Annotated in this window: 16 protein-coding genes and 2 tRNA genes; 17 read left to right on the plus strand and 1 reads right to left on the minus strand. The window is 40.8% G+C overall.

Annotation, left to right across the window (positions count from 1 at the left end; genetic code table 11):
* Positions 1-42 precede the first annotated feature (42 nt).
* The 14 genes from uvrC (at position 43) to H625_RS0109770 (ending at position 13,550) form a co-directional block, all read left to right on the plus strand.
* Positions 43-1,818, plus strand: a complete 1,776-nt coding sequence (gene uvrC / locus H625_RS0109705; RefSeq protein ID WP_026859732.1) for an excinuclease ABC subunit UvrC — start codon at positions 43-45, stop codon at positions 1,816-1,818.
* 113 nt (positions 1,819-1,931) lie between these two features.
* Positions 1,932-2,543 carry a succinate dehydrogenase cytochrome b558 subunit gene (locus H625_RS0109710; RefSeq protein WP_026859733.1) on the plus strand — a complete coding sequence of 204 codons (612 nt, stop codon included), beginning with the start codon at positions 1,932-1,934 and terminating at the stop codon, positions 2,541-2,543.
* Between the two features lie 14 nt (positions 2,544-2,557).
* Positions 2,558-4,306, plus strand: a complete 1,749-nt coding sequence (gene sdhA, locus H625_RS0109715) for a succinate dehydrogenase flavoprotein subunit (RefSeq protein ID WP_026859734.1) — start codon at positions 2,558-2,560, stop codon at positions 4,304-4,306.
* Positions 4,307-4,332: 26 nt separating this feature from the next.
* Positions 4,333-5,112 carry a succinate dehydrogenase iron-sulfur subunit gene (sdhB, locus tag H625_RS0109720; protein WP_051239050.1) on the plus strand — a complete coding sequence of 260 codons (780 nt, stop codon included), beginning with the start codon at positions 4,333-4,335 and terminating at the stop codon, positions 5,110-5,112.
* A 161-nt stretch (positions 5,113-5,273) separates the two neighbouring features.
* On the plus strand, positions 5,274-5,630 hold the full coding sequence (locus H625_RS0109725) for a hypothetical protein (protein ID WP_169516132.1): 357 nt from the start codon (positions 5,274-5,276) through the stop codon (positions 5,628-5,630).
* Positions 5,631-6,159: 529 nt separating this feature from the next.
* Positions 6,160-6,603: a MarR family winged helix-turn-helix transcriptional regulator gene (locus tag H625_RS0109730; protein ID WP_026859737.1), complete on the plus strand. Its 444-nt coding sequence runs from the start codon at positions 6,160-6,162 to the stop codon at positions 6,601-6,603.
* Entirely contained in the window at positions 6,596-7,405 is an 810-nt protein-coding gene (murI, locus tag H625_RS0109735; protein WP_026859738.1) for a glutamate racemase, read from the plus strand. The genes H625_RS0109730 and murI overlap by 8 nt, the downstream gene beginning before the upstream one ends.
* On the plus strand, positions 7,405-7,995 hold the full coding sequence (locus H625_RS0109740; protein WP_026859739.1) for an XTP/dITP diphosphatase: 591 nt from the start codon (positions 7,405-7,407) through the stop codon (positions 7,993-7,995). The genes murI and H625_RS0109740 overlap by 1 nt, the downstream gene beginning before the upstream one ends.
* Before the next feature lie 12 nt (positions 7,996-8,007).
* Positions 8,008-8,493: a metallophosphoesterase family protein gene (locus tag H625_RS0109745; RefSeq protein WP_026859740.1), complete on the plus strand. Its 486-nt coding sequence runs from the start codon at positions 8,008-8,010 to the stop codon at positions 8,491-8,493.
* An 18-nt stretch (positions 8,494-8,511) separates the two neighbouring features.
* Positions 8,512-9,051: a GNAT family N-acetyltransferase gene (locus tag H625_RS0109750; RefSeq protein WP_035785710.1), complete on the plus strand. Its 540-nt coding sequence runs from the start codon at positions 8,512-8,514 to the stop codon at positions 9,049-9,051.
* A gap of 82 nt (positions 9,052-9,133) precedes the next feature.
* Positions 9,134-9,207: transfer RNA gene (locus H625_RS0109755), tRNA-Arg, on the plus strand.
* A 177-nt stretch (positions 9,208-9,384) separates the two neighbouring features.
* Complete coding sequence (locus H625_RS0109760) at positions 9,385-9,906, plus strand: GNAT family N-acetyltransferase (RefSeq protein ID WP_026859742.1); 522 nt, start codon at positions 9,385-9,387, stop codon at positions 9,904-9,906.
* A 75-nt stretch (positions 9,907-9,981) separates the two neighbouring features.
* Positions 9,982-10,055, plus strand: a tRNA-Arg gene (locus H625_RS0109765).
* A gap of 162 nt (positions 10,056-10,217) precedes the next feature.
* Positions 10,218-13,550 (plus strand): LPXTG cell wall anchor domain-containing protein, encoded by a 3,333-nt coding sequence (locus H625_RS0109770; RefSeq protein WP_026859743.1) that lies wholly within the window; start codon positions 10,218-10,220, stop codon positions 13,548-13,550.
* Positions 13,551-13,692: 142 nt separating this feature from the next.
* Here H625_RS0109770 and H625_RS0109775 read toward each other — a convergent pair whose 3' ends face one another.
* Positions 13,693-14,376, minus strand: coding sequence for a hypothetical protein (locus tag H625_RS0109775; RefSeq protein ID WP_026859744.1), 684 nt, complete (start codon positions 14,374-14,376; stop codon positions 13,693-13,695).
* 376 nt (positions 14,377-14,752) lie between these two features.
* Here H625_RS0109775 and H625_RS0109780 point away from each other — a divergent pair, with 376 nt between their 5' ends.
* The 3 genes from H625_RS0109780 (at position 14,753) to tig (ending at position 17,669) form a co-directional block, all read left to right on the plus strand.
* Positions 14,753-15,367, plus strand: coding sequence for an NUDIX domain-containing protein (locus tag H625_RS0109780; RefSeq protein WP_026859745.1), 615 nt, complete (start codon positions 14,753-14,755; stop codon positions 15,365-15,367).
* Positions 15,357-16,298, plus strand: a complete 942-nt coding sequence (locus H625_RS0109785; RefSeq protein WP_026859746.1) for a hypothetical protein — start codon at positions 15,357-15,359, stop codon at positions 16,296-16,298. The genes H625_RS0109780 and H625_RS0109785 overlap by 11 nt, the downstream gene beginning before the upstream one ends.
* Positions 16,299-16,379: 81 nt before the next feature.
* Positions 16,380-17,669, plus strand: a complete 1,290-nt coding sequence (gene tig / locus H625_RS0109790) for a trigger factor (protein WP_026859747.1) — start codon at positions 16,380-16,382, stop codon at positions 17,667-17,669.
* Positions 17,670-17,768: the final 99 nt, after the last annotated feature.

A 17,768-nucleotide genomic window follows, 5' to 3' on the forward strand; every position in this document is an offset into this window, starting at 1 on the left:
GCCGCCATTGAGGCGGCTTTTTTTATGAAGAAGGGATGAATCATGTCAGAACTTAAACTGAAATTGTCAGTCCTGCCCGTCGAACCAGGCTGTTATTTAATGAAAAACAGCGGCGGTGAAATTATTTATGTGGGCAAGGCGAAAAATCTCAGAAGCAGGGTGCGCTCGTACTTTACCGGTGCGCACGATGAGAAAACAATGCGCCTCGTTGCCGATATCGTCGACTTTGATTTTATCGTTACGCAGTCGGAAGTCGAATCGCTGCTTTTGGAAAATACATTAATTAAAAAACATCTTCCGAGATATAATATTTTATTAAAAGACGACAAAAGCTATCCATTTATCAAAATCACCAAGGAAAAACATCCGAAACTCGTCGTAACGCGCACAGTTAAGCCGAAGACGGGAAAATACTTCGGACCGTATCCGAACGCCTACAGCGCGCACGAAACGAAAAAACTGCTGGACCGTATTTATCCGCTTAGAAAATGTAACGTTATGCCGGATAAATTATGTCTGTATTATCATATTGGCCAGTGTCTCGGACCATGTGTATTCAATGTTTCAGACGAACAAAACCAGCAGATGATTGACGGCATCACTAACTTTTTAAACGGCGAAACTGACGGGGTAGTAGCAGAATTAAAAGAGAAAATGCACGCTGCCGCGGAAGAACTCGAATTTGAAAAGGCAAAAGAATACCGTGATTTAATGGGGCACATTGAAAATACCATGCTGAAGCAGAACATGCTGACAGCAGATATGACCGCACGCGACTGCTTCGGCTACGCTGTCGATAACGGCTGGATGTCGGTGTCTGTGCTCTTTATCAGAAGCGGTAAATTAATCGAGAAAAAAGCGGAAATGTTTCCGATGAATGACTCGGCAGAAGAAGAGTTCTTTAGATTTATCGTGCAGTTTTACGACCTCAGCTCAAACCTGATGCCGAAAGAGGTCCATATTCCGAAAGAATTCAACGTTAAGCTGCTGGACGAAGCGCTGCCGGCAAAAGTGAAGGCGCCGTCACGCGGTGCTAAGCGTGAAATGGTGGAGCTTGCGTCGAAAAACGCGAGCATTGCTGCGGATAATAAATTTGAAATGATTGCACGGGACGAGGCGCGGACGATTAAAGCGATTGAAACGCTCGGTGATATTATGAACATTGAAACGCCGCGGCGCATTGAAGCGTTTGATAACTCGAATATTCAGGGCGTGGACCCGGTCAGTGTGATGGTGGCTTTTATCGACGGCAAACCATCCAAAAAAGATTACCGTAAATATAAAATTAAAACGGTTAAAGGTCCAGATGACTATGCGTCAATGGCTGAAGCGGTCAGACGCCGCTATACGCGCGTCTTAAAAGAAGGGCTGCCGCTGCCGGACATGATTATCGTCGACGGGGCAGTCGGCCATATGAACACGGTTAAAAACGTGCTCTTAAATGAACTGTCGCTCGATATACCGGTCGCCGGTCTTGCTAAAAACGACAAGCATGCAACGGCGGAACTGTTATACGGCGATCCGGCAGAAATCGTTCCGTTGAAAAAGAACTCGCAGAGCTTCTATCTCTTACAGCGGATTCAGGACGAAGTCCACCGTTTCGCAATTTCATTTCACAGAAATACACGGCGGAAAACATCCATTGTATCCCAGCTGGATAATATCGAAGGTGTGGGTCCCACACGGAAGCGAAAGTTACTTTCAAAATTCGGCTCAATCAAAAGAATGAAAGAAAAGAATGTGAGTGATTTCACAGAGGTGGGTATTCCAAAAAATGTAGCTGAAAACATAGTTAGAAAACTAAACGACCAGGCATAATCACGCGAATGTAAAATTAAAGTGTAAAAGATTAAACGCTGTCTTGATTTGTAAAATTATTACGGGTAAAATAAGAGTTAAAGTTTGTTGACAAATAGTTAGGGGGTCTTTCAGTGTCGAATCAAGATTCAGGTTTTTACATTCGCAGATTACATTCATTACTCGGTGTAATTCCGCTGGGTGTCTTTTTAATCCAGCATTTGCTGGTTAACTTTACAGCTACATACAGTGAAGAAGCATTTAATATTGCTTCAAGTATTATGGGTAACCTGCCTTTCGTTATTCTGCTTGAAATTTTCATCATTTACTTACCAATTCTGTTCCACGGTATTTACGGTATTTATATCGCATTTACTGCTAAAAATAATGTGGGCAGATACGGAACATACCGTAACTGGATGTTCGTGCTTCAAAGAATTTCAGGTGTGGTTGCGTTTATCTTTATCGCAGTCCACGTGTACCAGACGCGTTTCCAAGTATTCTTAGGTGAAGAAGTAAACTTCCAAATGGTAGAGCAGATTGTTGCGAATCCATTCTGGTTAGTATTCTGGATTGTCGGAGTTATTGCGACAGTATTCCATTTTGCGAACGGTTTATGGTCATTCATGATTACTTGGGGTATTACACAGTCAAATAAATCGCAGCAAATTATGAGTTATGTTGCAATTTTAGTTTTCTTAGTAATTTCTACAATCGGAATAATGGCAATCTTAGCGTTTGTATAAAAGGAGTGTAAATAATGGCGGATAATAAAGTAATTGTTGTCGGCGGAGGTCTCGCTGGTTTAATGGCAACAATCAAAGCAGCAGAATCTGGTGCTAACATAGATCTATTTTCAATCGTTCCGGTTAAACGTTCACACTCAGTGTGTGCACAGGGCGGAATTAACGGTGCAGTAAATACGAAAGGTGAGGGTGACTCACCTACAATCCACTTTGACGATACAGTATACGGCGGAGACTTTTTAGCGAATCAACCGCCTGTTAAAGCAATGACGGATGCAGCACCGAAAATTATTCACCTGCTCGACCGTATGGGTGTAATGTTCAACAGAACACCTGAAGGACTTTTAGACTTCAGACGTTTCGGCGGAACGCTTCACCACCGTACAGCATATGCAGGTGCAACGACTGGCCAGCAATTACTGTATGCTCTTGATGAGCAGGTAAGAAGCTTCGAAGTTAAAGGACAAGTCGACAAGTATGAAGGATGGGAATTCCTTGGAGTAGTTGTAGACGACGAAGGCAGAGCACGCGGTATTACAGCACAGGAAATCACAAGCGGAGAAATTAAAACTTTCAAAGCTGACGCTGTAATCATGGCGACAGGCGGCCCTGGAATTATCTTCGGTAAATCGACGAACTCGATGATCAACACAGGATCAGCGGCTTCAATTGTTTATCAGCAGGGCGCAGCATACGCAAACGGTGAGTTTATTCAAATTCACCCGACAGCAATTCCCGGAGACGATAAACTTCGTCTGATGAGTGAATCTGCACGCGGAGAAGGCGGACGTGTCTGGACTTATAAAGACGGCAAGCCTTGGTACTTCCTTGAAGAGAAATATCCGGACTACGGTAACCTAGTACCCCGCGATATCGCAACACGTGAAATATTTGACGTGTGTGTGAACCAGAAGCTTGGCATCAACGGCGAGAACATGGTTTACCTTGATTTATCACATAAAGATTCGCACGAACTCGATGTAAAACTCGGCGGGATTATTGAAATCTACGAGAAATTTACAGGCGACGACCCGCGTAAAGTTCCAATGAAAATTTTCCCGGCAGTACACTACTCGATGGGTGGTCTATACGTAGACTACGACCAGATGACGTCTATTCCGGGATTATTTGCAGCAGGAGAATGTGATTACTCACAGCACGGCGGAAACCGCTTAGGTGCAAACTCATTACTGTCAGCAATTTACGGCGGTATGGTTGCAGGACCAAACGCGATGGAATACGTAAAAGGACTTGAGACTTCTTACGAAGATCTTGATGAGTCACTTTACGAAAGACATGCTAAAGTTGAGCAGGATAAATTCGACAACATTCTTGCGATGGACGGTACGGAAAATGCGTACGTCATCCACAAAGAACTTGGAGAAATCATGACAGCAAACGTTACAGTTGTTCGTCATAACGATAGATTGCTTGAAACTGACAAGAAAATCTTAGAGTTAATGGAACGCTACAAACAAATCAACATTAACGACACTAAGAAATGGAGTAACCAGGCAGCATTCTTTACACGCCAGTTATGGAACATGCTTGTCCTTGCACGTGTAATTACAATTGGTGCATACAACAGAAACGAATCACGCGGTGCGCATTACAAACCGGACTTCCCGGAACGTAATGACGAAGAATGGCTGAAAACAACTAAAGCATTCTTTGAAGGACCAACTGAAGCGCCAAGATTCGAATACGAAGACGTTGACGTAAGCTTAATTCCGCCACGTGTTCGCGACTATTCAGCTAAATAATAGTAGAAGGGGATGGCTAAATAAAAATGAGTACTACAGCAACTGAAACAAAAACAATAAAGCTAAGTATTAAACGCCAGGAAAATCCGGAAACTAGCAGTTACTGGGAAGATTTCGAAATTCCATACCGCCCGAACATGAACATCATCAGTGCGTTAATGGAAATCCAAAGAAACCCGGTCAACTCAAAAGGCCAGAAAACAACTGCAGTAACTTGGGACGCAAGCTGTCTTGAAGAAGTTTGTGGTGCCTGTTCAATGGTAATTAACGGTAACGCGCGCCAGTCATGTACTGCGCTTGTGGACCAGTACCAGCAGCCAATCAAATTAGAACCAATGAGCACTTTCCCTATCGTGAGAGACCTTCAGGTAGACCGCTCATTCATGTTCGATAACTTAAAACGCGTTCAAGCGTGGGTGCCTATCGATGGTACATACGACCTTGGACCAGGACCAAGAATGCCTGAGAAAAAACGTCAGATCGCTTATGAATTATCAAAATGTATGTCATGCGGCGTATGTTTAGAAGTTTGTCCGAACGTCAATGACAAATCTAAATTCATGGGTGCAGCACCAATTTCTCAAGTTCGTTTATTCAACCTTCACCCGACAGGCAGCATGTCGAAGAACGAACGTCTTGACGCACTAATGGGTACAGGCGGAATCGCAGAATGCGGTATGGCACAAAACTGTGTCGAAGCATGTCCAAAAGGAATTCCTTTAACGACATCAATCGCAGCAATGCAGCGCGAAACAACATTCCACATGTTCAAATCATTCTTTGGCAGTGACCACGAAGTAAACTAATACTTTTAATATGATTTAGGCAGGACCCCTTTGCGGGGTCCTGTTTTTTTGTTTGATAATTAGCTCATTTGATGGCTAGTTTGGTGGGTTAGCTCGTTTTTGCTTTCAAAGTGACCAGGATTAAGATTTTCGGAGGCACCTTGCTCATTTTAGTTGTCATTATGAGCAGGATTGAGATTTTTGAAGGTACCTTGCTCGTTTTTGTTGTCAAAATGAGCAGGATTGATATTTTCAAAGGCACCTTGCTCATTTCAGCTGTCATTATGAGCAGGATTGAGATTTTTGGAGGCACCTTGCTCATTTTAGTTGTCATTATGAGCAGGATTGAGATTTTTGAAGGTACCTTGCTCGTTTTTGTTGTCAAAATGAGCAGGATTGAGATTTTTGAAGGTACCTTGCTCGTTTTTGCTGTCAAAATGAGCAGGATTGATATTTTCAAAGGCACCTTGCTCATTTCAGCTGTCATTATGAGCAGGTTTATCATTTTAAAGCTAATCTTGCTCACAATAATGCATTAGTGTTGTAGAAAGTGGCTTAAGTAATGCATTTATCATACAAAAGAGCATTAGTATCAATAAAATTCAGCTCACCAATGCTTTTTTACCTGCACACCTGTATTTCCATCCTAATCTGCGGTACTATTTTCATAAGGAACCAACTCACTCTAATAAAGGTCGTGATTCCGCAATGATTATGAGATTAACTTATTCAATTATAGGATTGGCAATATTCGCATCTTTGCTGATCATTTCTATTCCTTTCCTATTTAATAATCCAATAGGGAATACATTGTATATTATTATGGCTCCGCTATTAATAATTTGTGTAGTTTTCATAATCACTGCCATCAGAGCCCGACGAAAATTAGACAAGGAGTTTAATAAGAAGTTTCATTAAAAAGGCGATAAATTTATCGTCTTCGTTTAATTTTTCACATTAATGAATACGAAACGCCACGGCTAACAACTCAATCCACCCATCTTCCTATTTTTTTCTTTCGATTTACGTTATTATATTTATAAAGGATTTTTAAGGGGACTGGCAACTATGTATGATGAGCAGGAGACTAAATCAATTGAAAAATCATTGCGCTACATCGCATCGCACGTCAGGGTAAACGGCAGAGAAATATTAAAGCATCACGATATTTCGCCGCTGCAGTTTGTAGCACTCCAATGGGTAGGCGACAAGGACGGCATTACGATTGGCGAACTGGCGAACAGACTTTACTTGGCGCATTCGACGACGACGGATATTGTCGATAAGCTGGAGGCTGGCAATTATGTGAGGCGCGATCGTTCCGATAAGGATAAACGCCTCGTGCTTGTCAGCATGGAGGATAAGGGCAAGGAAATTATTCAAAAGGTAATCGATAAGCGGATTGATTACATTGCGAAGATTACGGCCAACCTGAGCGAAGCTGAACGGGAAATACTTCCCGGTGCCCTGGAACATGTTCTAAGGGAAAGCGAGCGGATCAATTATGAATAAACCGATAGGCATTATGGATTCAGGAGTCGGCGGCTTAACAGTAATGAGAGAAATTATTCACGCGCTGCCGGCGGAAGAAGTATATTACTTTGCAGACAGTCTGAATTGCCCGTATGGGCCAAAGAGCCAGGATGAAGTAAAGCACTATACAAAGGAAGCTGTGCAGTTTTTAATCGATAAAGGCGTCAAAGCTGTTATTATCGCCTGTAACACGGCGACAGCTGCGGTCATGCCGGAATTAAGAGATGAAATTGATATTCCGGTATATGGTGTGATTAACCCTGGTTCGCTTGGCGCACTTCGTAAAAGCGATAACAACGAAATACTGCTTCTAGCGACCGAAGGGACGATAAAATCCGGCGCGTATGAAGCGGGTATTTTAAGCTTCGATAAGGATGTTAAAATTTATAATCTGGCATGTCCGGAGTTCGTGACACTTATAGAGAGTCTGGATTATGAAAATCCGTCAATCACAAAAACAGCGGTCGCGGAAAAACTTGCACCTTACAAAGATACAAAAGCGGATACGGTCATTTTAGGCTGTACGCATTTTCCTATTATCGAAAAGTATATCGCTGAGTTTTTTAATGGAGAAAAACATATCATTGATGCAGGATTTGAGACAGTGACGATTGCGCTGGTGCAATTACATAAGAAGAAACTGCTGACAGCAGATAACAACACACCGCACCACCGGATTTTTATTCACGGTGAAAACAATACTTTTGAAAAAGTAATGAACAGCTGGATTCCGGATATCGAATACAGCATCGAAAATATTTTATTACAGGAGACTTACTAATGACAAAAATAGTTATAGCGAGCGGCAATAAAGGCAAAATCAACGACTTTAAAGCAATATTTGAAGATTTCGAAGTTGTCGGCATTAAAGAGATTCTGCCGGAATTTGACGTTGAAGAAACAGGCACGACATTCAGAGAGAACGCGATCTTAAAATCAGAAGCAGCGGCAGAAGCGTTAAACTTACCGGTAATCAGCGATGATTCAGGGCTGTCGGTTGAAGCGCTGGAAGGCAGACCAGGGGTATATTCAGCACGCTATTCAGGAGAAAATGCGACTGACGAAAAGAATAACGAAAAACTGTTAGAAGAATTAAAAGGCATTGAAAACAGAGCAGCATACTTCACATGCGTGCTGGCTTTATCGATTCCCGGTGAAGAAACAATTACTTATGAAGGTACATTAGCAGGCGAAATCCTGACTGAACCGCATGGCAGTGCAGGCTTCGGCTACGATCCTCTGTTCAAAACGCTGAAAGGAATTTACCTGGGTGAGATTACTTCTGAAGAAAAAGGGGAAATCAGTCATAGAGGGAAAGCGCTTGAAAAGTTAATGAGTGATACTGAAGTATTCAATAAGTTGAAAAAATAGGGGGATTCACAGATGAAAGTTTTAGTCATTAGTGATAATCACAGTGAGAAAAATATTTTAACTGAAGTATATGACACGGTAAAACCTGATGCAGCGATTCATTTAGGCGACAGCGAATTTCCGTACGATGATCCTGAAATGGAGAAATATTTGCGCGTAACAGGTAATACCGACCGCGACGATAACTATCCGGAAACAGGCTTGCTGGAAGAAGCGGGCATGTTCTATACGCATGGCCATTTGTTCGGTATTAAATCAGACCGCAACACGCTGGCAGAAAAAGCAGCTGAAACAGGTGCTAAATATGCATTATACGGGCATTCGCATGTAGCGAAAATCGAAAAAGTGCAGGGTGTCTACGCGATAAACCCCGGCAGCATTACATCTTCACGAAATGAATATCCTGAAAGTTATTTAGTCATTGATACGGATGCAAAAATCGCATCTTACTACAGCCGTAAGCATAAACTGATGGATGAATTTAACCTCGACAACTAAAAAGGGGACTGAAACATCATGAAAATTAAAATTGATGACGAGCTTGAACTAAAACAAGTTCAGTCACATGAACACCAGGAAATGTATGAGCTTGTCGATCAGAACAGAACCCAGCTGCGCGAATGGCTGCCGTGGGTGGACTATATGTCAGCGCCGGCGCAGTATATCCCAATTATAAAAGATTGGGTTGAAATGAACGACGCCCATGAAGCACTGACGCTCGGCGTGTATTATAAGGGGGAGCTCGCCGGCATGTGCGGCTTCAACAGAATTGTCGGACTCAGCCGGCGCGCTGAGATCGGCTACTGGCTGGCAGAAGAATATACCGGCACAGGCATCATGACGAAAGCCGTAAAAGGATTAATCGATTACGGCTTTAACGAGCTCGGCCTGCACCGGATAGAAATCATTGCAGGCACAGAAAATAAAAAGAGCAGAAAAATTCCCGAACGGCTGAAATTTACAGAAGAAGCGGTTATGAAAGATTATGAATTTTTATACGACCATTACCATAACTGCGCACTTTATCGTATGCTGAAAACGGATTGGTTAACTTAAAATTAACATTATATTAAAAAAACCGAAAAATGCATTGACTTTATATATGCATCCTGGTTATAATAACTATTGTGTTAATTAAGTCCTGGTAGCTCAGCTGGATAGAGCAATGCCCTTCTAAGGCATCGGTCGGGGGTTCGAATCCCTCCCAGGACGCTAATGTTTAATAAGTAAGCTTCTGCATCTGAAAATGATGCAGGAGCTTATTTTTTTCGCTTTATTTAAAATGAATGTTAAAATTGTAAATATTCAACATCGTTTATAATGCTGTATAATATATGTTTGCAGAGTGTGATTTCTCTTTATCAGAATTACATTAAAGGAATGATTAATTTGAAAATAAAAACTATAGAAGAAAAAGATTTTATAACAGTAAAAAACTTAATAACCGATGCATTTACACACGACGAGCATGGCTATAACGACGAAGCAGAATTAGTCGCTAAAATAAGAAATACTAAAGAATATATACCTGAATTAGAAGTAGTCGCTGAAGATGAAGGAATACTTGGCTACGCTCTGCTTAGCGAAGTTTATCTGAACAGTGCCCATCAGCAATATACCGGACTGGTACTTGCACCAATTGCGGTAAATCCAGACTCTCAAAAAAGCGGCGTAGGGAAGCTCTTAATGAATGAGCTTGAAAAAAGAGCCAAGGCACTCGACTACGAGTTTATAAGTATTTTAGGACACCCGGAATACTATACTAAATTTGGCTATAAACCGGCGAGCAAATATAATATACTCTCACCATTTAAAGATGTTCCTGACGAAACATTTATGATTAAGGAAATTAAAGATGATTACTTGAAAAATAAAGAAGGAACTATTCAATACTCTGAAGCATTTAATTAAAAACAAACCTCTCATTTCAAAAAAGAAGTGAGAGGTTTGTTATAATAAAACCGAAGAAAGATATTATTTAACCATGTCCCGGTAGCTCAGCTGGATAGAGCAGCGCCCTCCTAAGGCGCAGGCCGCGGGTTCGACTCCCGCCTGGGACATTATATTATTTAACTAAACCGAAATACATAAATGACTTTGAAAAAACTTTTATTATTAAAGATAAACAAATTTTTTATTAAATTTTGTAAATTCCAACAATTCTACATTTAAATCTACAATCTACTATAATAAGTAAGAATACACTTTTATGGAGGTTGAAAATGAAGTACAAAAATCGTTTAATTATACCGACACTTGTTTCGACTAGTCTGCTTGCCTCAACTATGGTGGCTAATGCAGAAGAAGTAAATCAGGATGACCAATATTCTGGTCAGAACACAGAAGAATATTCAGTTAATGATGAAACATCAGAAACAGACTTAGACTTTATTGAATCAGAAGAAGAGGCATCCGCAGAAGAAGCAGAAGATGAAGATTCAGATGAGAACAGTGAAGAAGAAGCGTCAGATGAATCTGATGAAGAAACTAACGAACTTGAAGAAACAGAAGAGACTGAAGCAGCGCCAGCTGAAGAAGTCGTTGAGAATAATTTAGATGAAACAAATATTGAAACAGAAACTGCTGAGACAACGGAAATCCCTGTTGAAGAGACTGTCCCTGCAGAAGAGATTGCAGAAAACGAAGAAGATCTTGAAGCTCCGGCAGAGGCACAGGCTTCTGAAGAAAATATCGCTATGGAAACATACGATCAGGAAGCTGAAGTAACAGCGGAACCTGAAGAGCGAACTGAAGCTGTAGAACCGGTTGAAGAGACCGTTCCTAGAGAAGAGAACAATGTTGAAGATGTAACAGTTGAAACAGTTGAAGAACCGGTTGAAGCGGCCGAATCTGTAGAACAGTCTGCAGAAACCGAGCAGAATACAGAGGTAACTGCAGTAGAAGAAAATACTGAAGAAGTTGTTGCAGAAGAATCAGATAATCAAGACACTGAAGTTCAGAATACTGAGTCTGAAAACGTGGCGCCAGCTGAAGAACAATCGGTTGAAGTCGATGAGAATGTTTTAGAAGAAGCCGACCCTGCAGATGAAGACACTGAGCCAGTTGAGCAGCCTGAACAACCTATAGATAGTGAACAGAGTTCTGAAGATAACAATGAAGAAGTTAGCGCTCTAGAATCAACTGAAGAAGCTGCAGAGCCCGCTGAATCAGACGAGCAGAAAAGTGAAATTCCAGAATCAGCAGAAAAAGATACATATAAATATGATTCTGAATCCCTTAAACAGGCGATCGAAAATTTATCTGAAGAGGAACAAACTGTATTTTTAGAAGAAAATGCTGAAGATATTGAAGTAGACGAAGAGATGTTAAACAGCTTAAGTGAAAGTCTTGCTGCAAATAATGAAGAAATAAATGCAGATGAAGTTGTTGCTGCTGCAAGTACTATAAGTACAATGTCATTGTCACAGACAATTACAGACATCAATGACTATATCGCAGAGAATGATTTTGATGTTGCAGACATTCAGTATGATTATATACCTGGACTGCCTGAATATGCATATCATTCTAATTATGGCTCGGAGCCGGAGAACGGCGAGGTTGGAAAACCTAAAGGTGTCGTACTTCATGATGTAGGTAATGAGAACTCAACTATCTATGGTGAAATTGAATATATGTCACGTAACTGGGAGAATGCTTTTGTTCACGCCTTTGTAGATGCGGATAATATCATCCAGGTGGCAGATACAGATTACCTTGCATACGGTGCAGGTCCATATTCAAATGATTTGCACATGCATGTTGAATTAGTCCGTCATGATAATGCGCATGACTTTGCGAAATCGATTAACAACTATGCAGACTACATTGCGAATTTATTATACAAATATAAATTACCTGCAGTCAGTGCTGAGGAAACTGGCGAAGGTACATTATGGTCTCACGTTGCAGTTTCAAATCATTTAAGCGGGACAGCTTCACCTGACCCGTATGAATACTTTGCACGCTTCAATTATGAATATAGTGATGTAATCAACCTGATTGGTGAACGATACTCTGCCATGTTTAATAAACAAACAACGCCGCAGATTTCTATGCCAGTTGAACAGGGCACAACAGATCTGATGGCTGAGGTTAATTCAAATAACTTAGGGCTGTATGAAAGTGTTATGGACGTTAAAACTAAGAATGCAGACAACCTTTTAGGTCAGCAGTTCCGTGTCGTCAGAACAGCGACTTATAACTATGATGAATATTACCTTCTTGAAGACGAGAACGGTGTTTCACTCGGCTGGATGTATGCTGGTGATTTAACGACATCAGAATATGTACCTGAAGTTGAACAAGAAGAAGATCTCGAGGATCAGACACAGGCAGAACCGGAAGTTCCGGCAGAGCCCGAGCTGGAAGAATCGGATGAAACTGCTGACGAGGACCAAGCGCCAGAAGAAGATGAATCGAATGAATCTGCAGAAAAAGATAACACAGCTGACGAACAGCAGCAGGTTGAAGAAGATACAAATACTGGCTCAGAAGAAGGTTCTGTCGAAGAATCTGATGCGGCTGACGAAGAAGCAACAGATGAACAAGCAGCAGAACCGGCAAATCCTGAAACGCCTGAAGAACCGGCTCAAACTGAAGACGACGTTCCTGAAGCTTCCGAGGAAACAGAAAACAGTACTGAGGAGTCTGCAGAAGAATCAGCAGGTAATGAAACTCAAGAAAAACCAGCAAATACAGATGCTCCTGAATCTGCCGATGATGCAGAAGATGAATCTGATAATGAAACAGAAGACAACAGCAATGAAGAAACAAATGATTCTGATCAGGAATCGGCAGAACAAGAAACGGTAGTTTCAGATGAAAACGCTGAGGATACGAATCAAGATTCAGAAGAGAACGAAGAACCAACTGAATCAGATACAAATGCAGATGGAGAAGTTTCATCTTCTTTAGTAGACTCGGCGACGGGCGTTAGAGTTGTTAGTGCAACTGATGAACTTGAAGGGAAATCTGTAGTCGTTACAGTGATGAATCCTTCAAATGCAATTGGTGCTGCTCATGATCTATATGACATCCATATTCTTGATGAAAATGGTTCGTTATACAGCCTGAACAACCCGGTGACTGTGTACTTACCTGCTAATGGTTATGTCTCGAATGTTTACTATCTTGGTGACATTGGTGAAACACTAGAAGCAGTGAATTACAGAACGGAAGATGGTTACGCAGTATTTGATGTCGATAGCTTTAGCCAGTATGCGGTGGTTTACGGCAACGACAATGAAGACAATACAACAATCACACCAGTTTCAGGCAAGCAAAACATTGTCGGAGAAGTAGAGACAGCAGACCAGGCAAACGAGCATCCAACTGTTTACACAGAAACAGATGTGACTGCAGAAGATGAAGCGGCAGTTGCTGGTTCGGATGATGCAAACCAAAATGGTTCTGGTGCAGCGAAAGAAGCACAAGAAGCTGAAATACTGCCTGATACAGGGGTGGCAGAACAAAGCACAACAATATTTGCTGCGATCTTAGCAGCACTTGGACTAGGATTCCTAGTGAAAAGAAGAAAAACAACAGAAAAATAATTGATTGAATAAGCCTCCAGAACGGTCGGTGATGTATATCCAAGTAGTTGAAGAACTTGGATGCACATTACTTCCGGTTTGAGAGGCTTAATTTTTGTGGATTTAAAATTAAAGCTAATAGAACACTAACAGAATATATTTATTACATTCGTTTAACAATTGGCATATCTAACAATGCCTCAGCGGGATTATCTTTTACATCACTACCTTTAAATTTATGAGTAATAATTTTACTGTGATTCATTTTTCTCCCTATTATAGGAAGGAATGACCAGAAATTAGCTTTTATAAATGTAAGTGAAATTGTAATTTCATTTTCTTTATAAGGAATAATTGGATTACCATAGCCTGTAGATGCGATAGATAATCGTACTTGTGAACGTGAGGTTATATTACCGTTACTAAGATCATTAGCGTAAGAAATTGGAACTTTTCCTCCATTATCTTTTACATACAATGGATAATTTTCATTTGGATTCATCCGTGATAATTGTTTCCCGTTTAAGTACATTTCATAAGAGTAATATCCAACATCATGATTTGAAGCATTAGTGACATAAATCCAAGTGAAATATGAACCGCCGTGTGGACTTATTATCTCAGCATTATTCATTTCATTAATATAAACAGTATCACTGTAATAAATAGGGTTAGCAAACCTCACTTCTACATAATCTTTGTCTTTAAAATGGTTATATAGAAAGTTTATTAGTGCTACTAATAAAGATATTATTAAAGCTAATCCACTCATAATTAGTTCGGCATTAATCTTTATAATTGTCCATCCTTCAAGAAGTGTTTCTATTTTAACCTTCTCCTTTTTCATAAGTTATTTTTTAAATATCTAATGTAAGTATAGACAGAATATATTACATAAACTATTAAATAAGCATGATTTTATATCTTGCTAAATATATTCATCCGCATCCTTTTTCCACCTCCCACTTGAATAATGTCCATAATTCGTCTACAATTACTTCTCGAGAGACAACCGAATAATCTTGGAGAATGTTGTTTATTCGTGTCGTACGTGGACCTTAGGGTTAATTTATTAATTCACAAGCGGACACAGAGCGTGGGAGAGGAAAGTTGTTTTCCGCTCCTGTTAAATTTTATAGACATCTTAAAGCTCTCTAAGTTCTATTTAGAGGGTTTTTTAATTACAAATAAAGAGAATTTTTCAGCCTGCGAGGAGATTAATCATGAGTAAATTTGATGAACAGATATTAGTAGTAAAACGCGATACTTTATTTGACGGGGAAACGAATGCTTTTAACGGCTTCATTTCTAAAGACGATAATCGCTATAAAGAAATAGTTAAGACTTTCGGTGAGTTCGAAGTGAAACGCCGCGGTGATATGGAAGAGGATCCAAGCTTCAAGCAGCTGATCAGCTACTGTATTATTAGAAACAATGATGAAACGCTTGTTTATAAACGCCTGGACGGCGGCGGGGAAACGCGTCTGCACGGACTGCTTTCTATCGGCGTCGGCGGCCATATGAACGATGTTGAAAGTGAAGGGGACATCGACGGCAAGCTCCGTGTGAACGCTGCACGTGAACTTGAAGAAGAGGTTGGCCTGAGTACTGACGATGTTAAAAATATCGAAATCCACGGCTTGATCAACGACGACGATAACGAAGTCGGCAAAGTTCACATCGGGCTCGTTCTTAAAATCGATATTGAAAAAGATAAAGTGATTAATAATGAAGAAGACACGATTGCACTCGAATGGGTTAAAAATGATGTCTTAGAAACGATGTCACCTTATGAATCGTGGAGCGAACTGATTATACGTGATGCTTATGGACAATAAGGTCACAACGCATTACCGGTTTGTTAAAAAGTTTGAGCGTGACCTGAAGGTGTATTATGACGCCGGCGATGACATGCATTTCTTAAAAACGTTTAACAAGTATATGGATTTATCGGAACCGTCCGAGCTCGCTGAAGAGATGCTGTATGAAACATTGCTCCGGGCCAAGCGCCCAGGTGAGCTCGTCGACTATTCGCTCGAGCAAATGAACAACGGCGACGGGGATTACGAAACGCACATGGTCTACATGCTGCAGGCGTTATCTGATATGGGCAACTACGAAGAGGTGCTGGAGTTTTCCGGCCATCTGCTGGAAGAACCGATACCGCAAGGTTTCCGTGTGGATATTTTGTCTTTAAGACAAAATGCATCGAACAAGCTGAGAGGAATGCTCGCTGCGTCAGAGCCCGTTATCTCTAAAGAAGACTTTGACAAATTAAATCTGTTTCAGCAGCTTGAGTTCATCGAGAAGATTACGGAAAGTCATGACATCACGTACACGGATTTTATTATAGAAGCTTTCGGTAAAGCAGAGCGCAATGAATTACAGACCGCTATGCTATTATATTTGCGAAGCGTACGTTCTAATGGTACGCTAACCATTGAGAAATGCGGCGTGAAGATGACGGTGAAGCCGTCTGAACTCACGAGTCTGGAAGATTACTTTATCGCCCGGGATGTCCTGCCGAAAGTACTTGATGAAGTTGAACAGTTCAACCCGTCATTTACCGAAGCGACAACCGAGCTCATAATGGGCCATGCGATATATATGTATCCGGTGCAGCCTGATTTTACGAGTGATGCCGTGGTTAAAGCATACAGTGAGCGTATTGAAGAAATGCTCGGTATGGAACCATCGTACGAAGCGGATCCAAATGTGAAACGCTGGCTCAGTGAAATCGAGAACGATATTGCGAAGAACTCGCTGTAAATCAATCATTTGAATCAATATTTGTATGTGTTATAATATACAGGTTAATTGAAAAATCGACTTAATGGAGGAAAATGTATTATGTCTCAAACATGGGAAAAACAAGAAGGTAACCAAGGAATTTTAACAATTACAATTCCAAGTGAAGAACTAAACACTGCTTTGGATGAAGCATTTATAAAAGTATCTAAGGACATTGATATGCCTGGATTCAGAAAAGGTAAAGTACCGCGTCAAATGTTCGAAAAACGTTTTGGTGTAGAATCTCTTTACCAGGATGCATTAGACATTCTTTTACCTGTACATTACGGGAAAGCTGTAGACGAAGCTGGTATTACACCGGTTGCTCAGCCTGACGTAGATGTTGAACAGATTGAAAAAGGCAAAGAAGTTATTCTTAAAGCAACTGTTACAGTTGAACCTGAAGTTAAACTAGGCGAATACAAAAACCTTGAAGGTGAAGAAGTCGACACAGAAGTGACTGACGAAGAAGTTAATCACCAAATCGACCACATTCTTACTGAGTACTCTGATTTAGTAGTTAAAGAAGAAGGTACAGTTGAAGAAGGCGATATCGCGACAATCGATTTCCACGGATTCGTTGACGGAGAAGCTTTCGAAGGCGGACACGCTCACGACTACGAAATCGAAATTGGCTCTAACTCATTCATCCCTGGCTTTGAAGAGCAAATGGTAGGCATGGAAATCGGCGAAGAGAAAGACGTTAACGTTACTTTCCCTGAAGAGTACCACGCTGAAGAGTTAGCTGGTAAAGAAGCAGTATTCCAAGTTAAAGTGAACTCACTTAAACAAAAAGAAACGCCGGAATTAACTGACGAGTTTGTAGCTGAGCTTGAAAACCGTGAAGCTAAAACTGTAGACGAACTTAAAGCTGAACTTCAAGAAGAAGTTAAAGCTAAAAAAGAAAGCGACTACGAAGTTACATTAAAAGAAAGCTTAGTAGCTAAAGCTGCTGACAACGCTGACATTGATGTACCGGATGCAATGGTGGATACTGAAACTGACCGTATGCTTCAGGAATTCGAACAGAACTTATCACAGCAGGGCTTAACTCTTGAACTTTACACACAGCTGTCAGGTCAAGACGAAAACGCTCTTCGTGAACAAATGAAAGAAGATGCACTTAAACGCGTTCGTACGAACTTAACGTTAAGACAAATTGCAGAAGAAGAAAATATCGAAGTAACTGAAGCAGATACAGACGCTGAACTTAGCCGTCTGGCTGAGCAGTTCGGTATGCCTTTAGAAGATGTTAAGAACGCTCTTGGCGGCGCTGACATGCTTAAAGAAGATGTTAAAATCCAAAAAGCTTTAAACGTATTAGTAGACAACCGTAAAAAAGCTGAATAATCTATAAATTGAACCACATACATGAAAAGCTCTGCACCTAAAGTGTAGAGCTTTTCATCAATATGCAGCTCAATTGATTTAAGGTAGATTTTCTAGTAT

This window comes from Jeotgalicoccus psychrophilus DSM 19085 (assembly GCF_000425845.1).
Classification (GTDB): domain Bacteria; phylum Bacillota; class Bacilli; order Staphylococcales; family Salinicoccaceae; genus Jeotgalicoccus; species Jeotgalicoccus psychrophilus.

Bases quoted from the DNA above. Each gene is read 5' to 3' on its own strand.
- uvrC (WP_026859732.1), top strand. From the start codon at position 43: ATGTCAGAACTTAAACTGAAATTGTCAGTCCTGCCCGTCGAACCAGGC.
- sdhA (WP_026859734.1), top strand. From the start codon at position 2,558: ATGGCGGATAATAAAGTAATTGTTGTCGGCGGAGGTCTCGCTGGTTTA.
- sdhB (WP_051239050.1), top strand. From the start codon at position 4,333: ATGAGTACTACAGCAACTGAAACAAAAACAATAAAGCTAAGTATTAAA.
- H625_RS0109725 (WP_169516132.1), top strand. From the start codon at position 5,274: ATGAGCAGGATTGAGATTTTTGAAGGTACCTTGCTCGTTTTTGTTGTC.
- H625_RS0109730 (WP_026859737.1), top strand. From the start codon at position 6,160: ATGTATGATGAGCAGGAGACTAAATCAATTGAAAAATCATTGCGCTAC.
- murI (WP_026859738.1), top strand. From the start codon at position 6,596: ATGAATAAACCGATAGGCATTATGGATTCAGGAGTCGGCGGCTTAACA.
- H625_RS0109740 (WP_026859739.1), top strand. From the start codon at position 7,405: ATGACAAAAATAGTTATAGCGAGCGGCAATAAAGGCAAAATCAACGAC.
- H625_RS0109745 (WP_026859740.1), top strand. From the start codon at position 8,008: ATGAAAGTTTTAGTCATTAGTGATAATCACAGTGAGAAAAATATTTTA.
- H625_RS0109750 (WP_035785710.1), top strand. From the start codon at position 8,512: ATGAAAATTAAAATTGATGACGAGCTTGAACTAAAACAAGTTCAGTCA.
- H625_RS0109770 (WP_026859743.1), top strand. From the start codon at position 10,218: ATGAAGTACAAAAATCGTTTAATTATACCGACACTTGTTTCGACTAGT.
- H625_RS0109775 (WP_026859744.1), bottom strand. From the start codon at position 14,376: ATGAAAAAGGAGAAGGTTAAAATAGAAACACTTCTTGAAGGATGGACA.
- H625_RS0109780 (WP_026859745.1), top strand. From the start codon at position 14,753: ATGAGTAAATTTGATGAACAGATATTAGTAGTAAAACGCGATACTTTA.
- H625_RS0109785 (WP_026859746.1), top strand. From the start codon at position 15,357: ATGGACAATAAGGTCACAACGCATTACCGGTTTGTTAAAAAGTTTGAG.
- tig (WP_026859747.1), top strand. From the start codon at position 16,380: ATGTCTCAAACATGGGAAAAACAAGAAGGTAACCAAGGAATTTTAACA.